The sequence below is a fragment of the Streptomyces viridosporus genome (assembly GCF_002078235.1).
GTDB lineage: Bacteria > Actinomycetota > Actinomycetes > Streptomycetales > Streptomycetaceae > Streptomyces > Streptomyces viridosporus.
Genome location: NZ_MSGP01000396.1, coordinates 1 through 8,157 on the forward strand (window position 1 = coordinate 1; position 8,157 = coordinate 8,157).

Genomic DNA, 8,157 nt, shown 5'->3' on the forward strand with positions numbered 1-8,157 from the left:
CCGGCGGGCCGTCGGCGTGCCGGACCTCGACGTGACGATCACCGGCAGGGCCGCCTGGCACGCCGACGGCCCGCCGGATGTGGGAGACGCACCGCTCGTCGGTGAACTCCTCGAGGGTTTCGCCGTGTTCGGGGTGCCAGGGGGCGTGGAACACCCAGTGCTCCCGGTTGTCGACCGGCAGCAGGGCTCCGTCGGCGTCCGGGTTGGTCAGGTAGCAGACGATGAACCGCCGGTCCCCGACGTAGTCGGCGAGGCCCCGGGAGGTGAACGTGAGGCTCACGTTGTGGAACAGGTCGCCCGGGCCGTTCTGCCCGATGCCCAGCGCCTCGCGGACGGGGCTGCGCGGCCCGTCGGCGGCGACCAGGTAGTCCGCCCGGATCCGGGTGTGCTCGCCGGTCTCCCGGCTCTTGACCAGCGCCGTCACTCCTTCGGCGTCCTGGTCGAAGGACATCATCTCCGTTGCGAAGCGCAGGTCCCCGCCGAGCTCGCGGGCTCCCTCGAGGAGCACCGGTTCCAGGTCGTTCTGGCTGCACAGGCACCACCCGCTGGGGCTGAAGCGGGCGATCCCGCCGCCGGGGTCGATCTCCTGGAGCAGCCACTCACCGGCGTCGTCCACCAGGTTCGGGGTCTGCAGGATGCCGTGGTTGCCCGCCAGGACCGACGCGGCCCGGTCGATGCGCTGCGCGAGACCGGCCGTCCGGAACAGTTCCATGGTGCGCACGTTGTTCCCCCGCCCGCGCGGGTGGATCGACGTGCCCGCGTGGCGTTCGACGAGCGTGTGCGGCACACCCAGGCGCCCCAGGAACAGGGACATCGACAGACCCACCAGGGAGCCGCCGACGATGAGGACCGGCGTGCGGTGCTCCGCCCGTCCGGCCGTATCCGTTCGATTCATTGAAACGCCTCCAGCGTCGCCCTCGACGGGCTGGGAAATGGGGACGCACTTTTCATGCCCGGTGCGGGCCGGTTCGCGTCCCGGCGGCACCCGGATGGCATGCGGTTCACCCACCTGCCCCGTGTCGCTCGCGCACACCGGAGAGTCGCGTCAACGATCTACTCATGGCGACCCCGGCCCTCCGGACACGGCGGTCGTTCCTGACCTTCCGATGAAGAGGAGAGGTGCGCCGGATGACCATGTCGGCACGTATATCGCAGTCGGCGTTCGACGGCTCGAGGCTGCGGGTGATCCTGCTGCTCGATCTGTACGAGGGCGCCCAGGAGCAGTTCCTCGACGCGTACGAGCACATGCGCAGCAAGGTCGCTTCCGTCCCCGGTCACATCAGTGACCAGCTCTGCCAGTCGATCGAGAACCCCTCGCAGTGGCTGATCACCAGTGAGTGGGAGAGCGCCCTGCCGTTCCTCGCGTGGGTGAACAGCGAGGAGCACATCCAGATCGTCCGGCCGATGCACAGCTGTGTCCGGGACACCCGGTCGATGCGCTACAGCGTCCTGCGCGAGACCCACCCGGAACGGCCGCTCGCCCCCGAGGAGGCGGAGGCGGGGCTCCAGAAGGCGGCCCGCGTGGGCGTCGGGGTGACCCGCCACGCCCTCACCTTCACCGTCAAGCCCGGCTCCGAGTCCAAGGTCGCGGAGCTCCTGGCCGACCACAAGTCGCCCGAGACGCGGATCGACGGCGTCACACGGCTGCACCGCACGTCGCTCTTCATGCACGGCAACCGCGTCGTGCGGGCCATGGAGGTGGAGGGCGACCTCCTGGCCACGCTGTGCCATGTGGCCCGTCAGCCCGAGGCACAGGCCGTGGAAGACGCCATCAACCCCTATGTGGAGCAGGGCCCGGACCTGACCGACGCCGACTCCGCGCGGGTGTTCTTCACCCGGGCGGCGCTCCCGGCCATGCAGCACGTGACGGCGGGTCGCCCGCAACCCGACCACCTGCGGCGGCACATGCTGTTCTACCCGGCCGTGGCGGGCCGCGGCCTGGAGATGGCCCGGTTCCTCGCCCGTCAGGACGAGGCCGCGGCGAACGACCCGGACAGCCCGGTGTACGCGAGCACCGTCTTCCAGCGCGACGACATCGTGACCCGCCAGATCGACATCACCGGCGAGATCGATGCCGACCCCGCCGCCGCCCTGGCCATCAAGGGCGCGGGAGCGGCGGCCGAACTGGAGCGGCTCCTGGACGGCGCCGCGATCGGCGTCGAGGGCTCCCTGGACTCGGAGCGCAACCTGCGCCGGCTCCTGGCGCACGCCGACATGATGCCCGTCACCGACCGCAGGTCGGCGGATTCCTGAGCGTCGACCGCGGTGACGTCCGCGGCCGTGCCCCGGCCCGGACGTCACCGCTCCCACCCGGAGGTATCAACCATGTCCAAGCAGCACCCACGCATCGTGGACCTGAGCGAGACGGAGCCCAACCGAAGGCGCGGAGGTGACCTCAGGACCCTGCTCACGCCGGCGACCGTGGGGTCGACCAGCGGCTTCATGGGACTGGCCATCATCCAGCCCGGCGAGCGCATCGGCGAGCACTACCACCCGTACTCCGAGGAGTTCGTGTACGTCGTCAGCGGCGCGCTCGAAGTGGACCTGGACGGCGAGCCGTTCGCGCTCCGGGCCGACCAGGGGCTGATGATCCCGGTCGACATGCGGCACCGCTTCCGCAACGTCGGCGACCAGGAGGCCCGCATGGTCTTCCACCTGGGTCCGCTCGCCCCGCACCCGAGCCTCGGCCACGTCGACACCGAGGAGACCGAAGGCGCGGAGGCGGGACCGCAGTTGACGGTCGGCGGGCCGGAGCAGGGCCGTCCGTCCGAGCCCAGCGGAGCCGTGAAATGACCCGGCGGATAGCCGTCACCGGCCTGGGCGTGGTCGCGCCCGGCGGCATCGGGGCACCGGCGTTCTGGGACCTCCTCTCCGCCGGCCGCACCGCGACCCGGGGCATCACCCTGTTCGATCCGGCGGGTCTGCGCTCGCGCATAGCCGCCGAGTGCGACTTCGACCCGTACGAGTACGGCCTCGACGTGGACCTGTGCCAGCACGCCGACCGGTACATCCAGTTCGCGGCGGTCGCCGCCGGGGAGGCCGTCCGGGACGCCGGGCTCGACATCGCCGCCGAGGACCCCTGGCGCACGGCGGTCAGTCTGGGCAGCGCGGTCGGCGGCACCACCCGCCTGGAACACGACTACGTCCTGGTCAGCGAGCACGGCCGGCGCTGGGACGTGGACCACCGGGCGGCCGAGCCGAAGCTGCACCAGGCGTTCCAGCCGAGCACGCTCGCCTCGATCGTCGCCGAGCAGTTCGGTGCCCGGGGCCCGGTGCAGACGGTCTCCACCGGCTGCACCTCGGGGCTGGACGCGGTCGGCTACGCCTTCCACACCATCGCCGAGGGCCGGGCCGACGTCTGCATCGCGGGTGCGTCGGACTCGCCGATCTCACCGATCACGATGGCGTGCTTCGACGCCATCAAGGCGACCTCGCCCAACAACGACGACCCCGAGCACGCCTCGCGGCCGTTCGACGCCCACCGCGACGGCTTCGTGATGGGCGAGGGCGCGGCGGTGCTCGTCCTCGAGGAGTACGAGCACGCCCGGGCCCGCGGCGCGGAGATCTACTGCGAGCTCAGCGGCTACGCCACCTACGGCAACGCCTACCACATGACCGGTCTGACCAGTGAGGGAGTGGAGATGGCCCGGGCGATCGACACCACGCTCGACCAGGCCCGGATCGACCCCACGCTGATCGACTACGTCAACGCGCACGGCTCCGGCACCCGGCAGAACGACCGGCACGAGACGGCCGCGGTGAAGCGCTCCCTGGGCGCGCACGCCTACGAGACGCCCATGAGCTCCATCAAGTCGATGGTGGGGCACTCGCTGGGCGCGATCGGCGCCATCGAGGTGGTCGCCTGCGTCCTGGCCATGAAGCACCAGGTGGTGCCGCCGACGGCGAACTACGAGACCCCCGACCCGGAGTGCGACCTGGACTACGTGCCGCGCACCGCCCGCTCGCGGAAGCTGGACAACGTGCTCTCCGTGGGCAGCGGTTTCGGCGGTTTCCAGTCCGCGGTGCTGCTGACCGGGCCGGGCGGGAGGAACCGATGAGAGCTCAGCGCACTCAGCGCCCCCGGCGCGCGGCCGTCACCGGCATCGGTGTGATCGCGCCCAACGGACAGCGGCCCGACGCCTACTGGAAGGCCGTCAGCGAGGGCGTCCCGGTACTGGACCGGATCACCCGCGAGGGCTGCGACCACCTGCCGCTCCGTGTGGCGGGCGAGGTCCGGGCCTTCGACGCGTCGGCCCTCATCGAGGACCGGTTCCTGGTCCAGACCGACCGGTTCAGCCACTTCGCGATGGCCGCGGCCGCCCTCGCCCTCGACGACGCCGGCCTCGGCAGCGGCGACCCCGCGGAGCCGTTCTCCGTCGGGGTGGTGACCGCCGCCGGGTCGGGCGGCGGCGAGTTCGGCCAGCGCGAGCTGCAGAAGCTGTGGGGACAGGGCTCGAAGTTCGTCGGCCCGTACCAGTCCATCGCCTGGTTCTACGCGGCGAGCACCGGCCAGATCTCCATCCGCGGCGGCTTCAAGGGGCCGTGCGGGGTGGTGGCGAGCGACGAGGCGGGCGGTCTCGACGCCCTCGCGCACGCGGCCCGCGCGGTGCAGCGCGGCACCGGCACGATGATCGTGGGCGCCGCGGAGGCGCCCCTCGCCCCCTACTCGATGGTGTGCCAGCTCGGCTACCCCGAGCTCAGCACCGTCGACGACCCCGACCGCGCCTACCGTCCGTTCACCGCGGACGCCTGCGGCTTCGTTCCCGCCGAGGGCGGCGCCCTGCTCGTCGTCGAGGACGAGGACCGGGCCCGGGAGCGCGGAGCGACCGTCCGGGCCACCGTGGCCGGTCATGCCGCCACCTTCACCGGGGCCTCCCGCTGGGAGGAGTCCCGGGAGGGCCTCGCCCGCGCGATCCGCGGCGCCCTCGACGAGGCGGGCTGCGCCCCGGAGGAGATCGACGTCGTGTTCGCCGACGCCCTGGGCGTCGCGGAGGCGGACCGCGCCGAGGCGCTGGCGATCGCCGACGCCCTGGGCGCGCACGGCACCCGTGTGCCCGTCACCGCGCCCAAGACCGGCATCGGGCGAGCCCACTGCGCGGCGCCGGTGCTGGACACGGTGGCCGCGGTGCTCGCCATGGAACACGGCCAGGTGCCGCCCACACCCAACGTGTCCGACATCTGCCACGACCTCGACCTGGTGATGTCGCGCGCTCGCCCCGCCGAGCTGCGCACGGCCCTCGTCCTGAGCAGGGGACTGATGGGCTCCAACGCGGCGCTGGTAGTGCGCCGTGCCGGCGAATCCGCCCGGTAGGACCGGGTGGGAAGGAGCAGACACACCCATGATCACCACTGAGATGACCTTCGGCGAACTGGCCGCCCTGATGAAGAAGGCGGCCGGCATCACCGTCGACCCCCAGGAGCTCGAGCAGGCCTCGGACTCCCCCTTCGACTCCTTCGGGCTCGACTCGCTCGGCCTGCTCGGCATCGTCGGCGAGCTGGAGAACCGGCACGGCCGGTCGCTCCCCCCCGACTCGGAGCGCTGCAGGACACCCCGGGAGTTCCTGGACCTCGTCAACAGCACCCTCACGGCTGGAGCCTGAAAGTGGTCGGACACACCGAGAACAGCATCACCATCGACGCTCCCTTCGACCTCGTCTGGGAGATGACCAACGACCTCGAGAACTGGCCGAACCTGTTCAGCGAGTACGCCTCGGTCGAGGTGCTCTCCCACGAGGGCGCCACGACGACGTTCCGGCTGACGATGCACCCGGACGAGAACGGCAAGGTGTGGAGCTGGGTGTCGGAGCGCACCCCGGACCGCGACAAGCGGATCGTCCGTGCCCGCCGCGTCGAGACCGGGCCCTTCGCGCACATGAACATCCTGTGGGAGTACGCGGAGCTGCCGGACGGCGTCCGGATGCGCTGGATCCAGGACTTCGCGATGAAGCCCGACGCCCCGGTCGACGACGCGTGGATGACGGACAACATCAACCGCAACTCCCGCACGCAGATGGCCCTCATCCGGGACCGGATCGAGCAGGCCGCCGGCGAGCGCGAGGGCGCGTCCGTCGCCTCCTCGCGCTGAGCGCCCGACCAGGAAAGGACCCACCCGATGCACCACGCCCTCATCGTCGCCCGGATGAAACCGGGTTCGGCGCCGAAGATCGCCGACGTGTTCGCCGCATCCGACCGGGGCGAGCTCCCCCACCTGGTGGGCGTCGACCGCCGCAGCCTCTTCCAGTTCGGCGACGACGTGTACCTGCACCTCATCGAGTCCGAGCAGGACCCGGCGCCCGCCATCGCGAAGGTGGCCTCGCACCCCGAGTTCCGCCGTGTCAGCGAGCAGCTGGAGGCGTACGTCAGCGCGTACGACCCGGCCACGTGGCGCAGTCCGAAGGACGCCATGGCCCAGTGCTTCTACCGCTGGGAGCGGAACGCCGGCTCCTGAGCCAGGCGCCCGCCGCACCAACCCCGAGGCCGCCGGCCCCGCGTCAGTCGCGGAACCGGCGGCCTCGGGGTTGCGGCCGTGCGTGCCGTCCGGCCGGGGACTCCGGTCGGAGACTTCAGCCGGGAACAGCGCGCTCGAAGGTGCGGAGACAGATGCGGACCGGCCGTTCCTCCCGGCGGTCACCTGCGGGGTCGTCAGGCGGTCGGTCCCGGCGGTCCCCAGCCCGTTCTCCGCGAGGAGGACGGTGTCCCCGGCTCCGCCGCGTCCACGGCCTTCCGGACCGATTCCCCGGGCCGCACGCGGTGCGCGGTCGGGACACCGGCCGACGGGGCGGCGCCCCGGATGCTCGAACCTGCTCGGAACAGCTCCTCATCGAGCACGTATTGACATGCACTCACCGAACCCGCAGAGTCGTCCCCCGACAGTCCCGAGAGTGCACCGGCAGTGATGCGGGCCATCCCACCGAGGAGTGTTGCCGTCATGTCCGAAACACCCGCTGTCCCACGTCGACTGGTTCTGGGCGGAGCCGTCGCCACCGGCGCGCTCGCGGCCGGGGTGACCGCCGCGGCCCCGGCCGCGGCGGCCGCGACCGGGCGGGCGCCCCGGCGCAGGCCCGGACAGAAGTCGATGATCGGCGTACCGTTCGACGTCCACAGAACCGTCCGCGTCGGTGTGATCGGCCTGGGCAACCGGGGCTCGGGCATGATCACGGGCTGGGCGGCCGTGCCCGGCTGCACCGTGACCGCCGTCTGCGACATCCGCGCCGACCGCGCGAGACGCGCCGCCGACCGGCTGGTGGGCAAGGGCGCCCCGCGCCCCGCCGAGTACGGCGGCTCCGCCGACTCCTACGCCCGGATGCTCGAGCGCGACGACATCGACCTGGTGTACGTCGCCACGCCGTGGGAGTTCCACCACGAACACGGCAGGGCGGCGCTGCTGAGCGGCAGGCACGCCGTGGTGGAACTCCCCGTCGCGACCGAACTGCGTCAGCTGTGGGACCTCGTCGACACCTCCGAGCGCACCCGCAGGCACCTGCTCCTCGCGGAGAACTGCAGCTACGGCCGCAATGAACTGGCCATGCTCAGGATGGCGCACGCCGGTCTGTTCGGAGAACTCACCCACGGCCACGGCGGTTACCTCCACGACCTGCGCGAACTGCTCTTCTCCGACACCTACTACACCGACGCCTGGCGGCGGCGCTGGCACACCCGCAGCACCGCCTCCCTCTACCCCATGCACGGACTGGCCCCGATCGCGGCGGCCATGGACATCAACCGCGGCGACCGGATGACCACCCTGCGCGCCACCGCGACCGCCCCGAGGGGGCTGGCCGACTACCGCGAGCGCTTCGTCCCCAGGGACCACCCCTCCTGGAGGGAGACGTACATCAACGGTGACCTGGTCACCTGCATGATCGAGACGGAGAAGGGCCGGACCGTCCGGGCCGAGCACGACGTGAGTGCGCCCCGGCCGTACAGCCGGATCAACACCCTCGCCGGCAGCCGCGGCATCGTCGAGGACTACGCGGGGCCCGCCCCGACCGGTGCGCGCGTCTACCTCGAACCGGACCACGGCGGCCACGCCTGGCGCGACTTCGCCGACTACCGCAAGGAGTTCGACCACTGGCTGTGGCGAAAGGTCGGCGACGACGCCGCGAACAACGGCGGCCACGGCGGCATGGACTACGTACTGCAGTACGTAGTCCATGC

Annotated in this window: 9 protein-coding genes; 8 read left to right on the forward strand and 1 reads right to left on the reverse strand. The window is 71.8% G+C overall.

The genetic code is table 11. The features are described 5' to 3' along the window. The coding region (locus tag B7L92_RS26605; protein WP_174704020.1) for an FAD-dependent monooxygenase at positions 1–895 on the reverse strand (895 nt) is incomplete at its 3' end. A gap of 233 nt (positions 896–1,128) precedes the next feature. On the opposite strand from B7L92_RS26605, the gene B7L92_RS26610 reads away from it, so the two are divergent. The 8 genes from B7L92_RS26610 to B7L92_RS26645 form a co-directional block, all read left to right on the forward strand. Further along, positions 1,129–2,253 (forward strand): SchA/CurD-like domain-containing protein, encoded by a 1,125-nt coding sequence (locus B7L92_RS26610; RefSeq protein ID WP_081239922.1) that lies wholly within the window; start codon positions 1,129–1,131, stop codon positions 2,251–2,253. A 189-nt stretch (positions 2,254–2,442) separates the two neighbouring features. Continuing rightward, complete coding sequence (locus B7L92_RS26615) at positions 2,443–2,793, forward strand: cupin domain-containing protein (RefSeq protein WP_438364024.1); 351 nt, start codon at positions 2,443–2,445, stop codon at positions 2,791–2,793. Continuing rightward, positions 2,790–4,058 carry a beta-ketoacyl-[acyl-carrier-protein] synthase family protein gene (locus B7L92_RS26620; protein WP_081239924.1) on the forward strand — a complete coding sequence of 423 codons (1,269 nt, stop codon included), beginning with the start codon at positions 2,790–2,792 and terminating at the stop codon, positions 4,056–4,058. Before B7L92_RS26615 ends, B7L92_RS26620 begins: the two co-directional genes overlap by 4 nt. Further along, positions 4,055–5,311 carry a ketosynthase chain-length factor gene (locus B7L92_RS26625; RefSeq protein WP_081239925.1) on the forward strand — a complete coding sequence of 419 codons (1,257 nt, stop codon included), beginning with the start codon at positions 4,055–4,057 and terminating at the stop codon, positions 5,309–5,311. The genes B7L92_RS26620 and B7L92_RS26625 overlap by 4 nt, the downstream gene beginning before the upstream one ends. Positions 5,312–5,339: 28 nt before the next feature. Further along, positions 5,340–5,600, forward strand: coding sequence for an acyl carrier protein (locus tag B7L92_RS26630; protein ID WP_081239926.1), 261 nt, complete (start codon positions 5,340–5,342; stop codon positions 5,598–5,600). 2 nt (positions 5,601–5,602) lie between these two features. Next, a complete protein-coding gene (locus B7L92_RS26635; protein ID WP_081239927.1) occupies positions 5,603–6,085 on the forward strand; it encodes an SRPBCC family protein in 483 nt (160 codons plus the stop codon). Positions 6,086–6,112: 27 nt separating this feature from the next. Continuing rightward, complete coding sequence (locus B7L92_RS26640; RefSeq protein ID WP_004991628.1) at positions 6,113–6,448, forward strand: TcmI family type II polyketide cyclase; 336 nt, start codon at positions 6,113–6,115, stop codon at positions 6,446–6,448. Between the two features lie 480 nt (positions 6,449–6,928). After that, a partial coding sequence (locus tag B7L92_RS26645; protein WP_081239928.1) for a Gfo/Idh/MocA family protein occupies positions 6,929–8,157 on the forward strand: 1,229 nt, incomplete at its 3' end.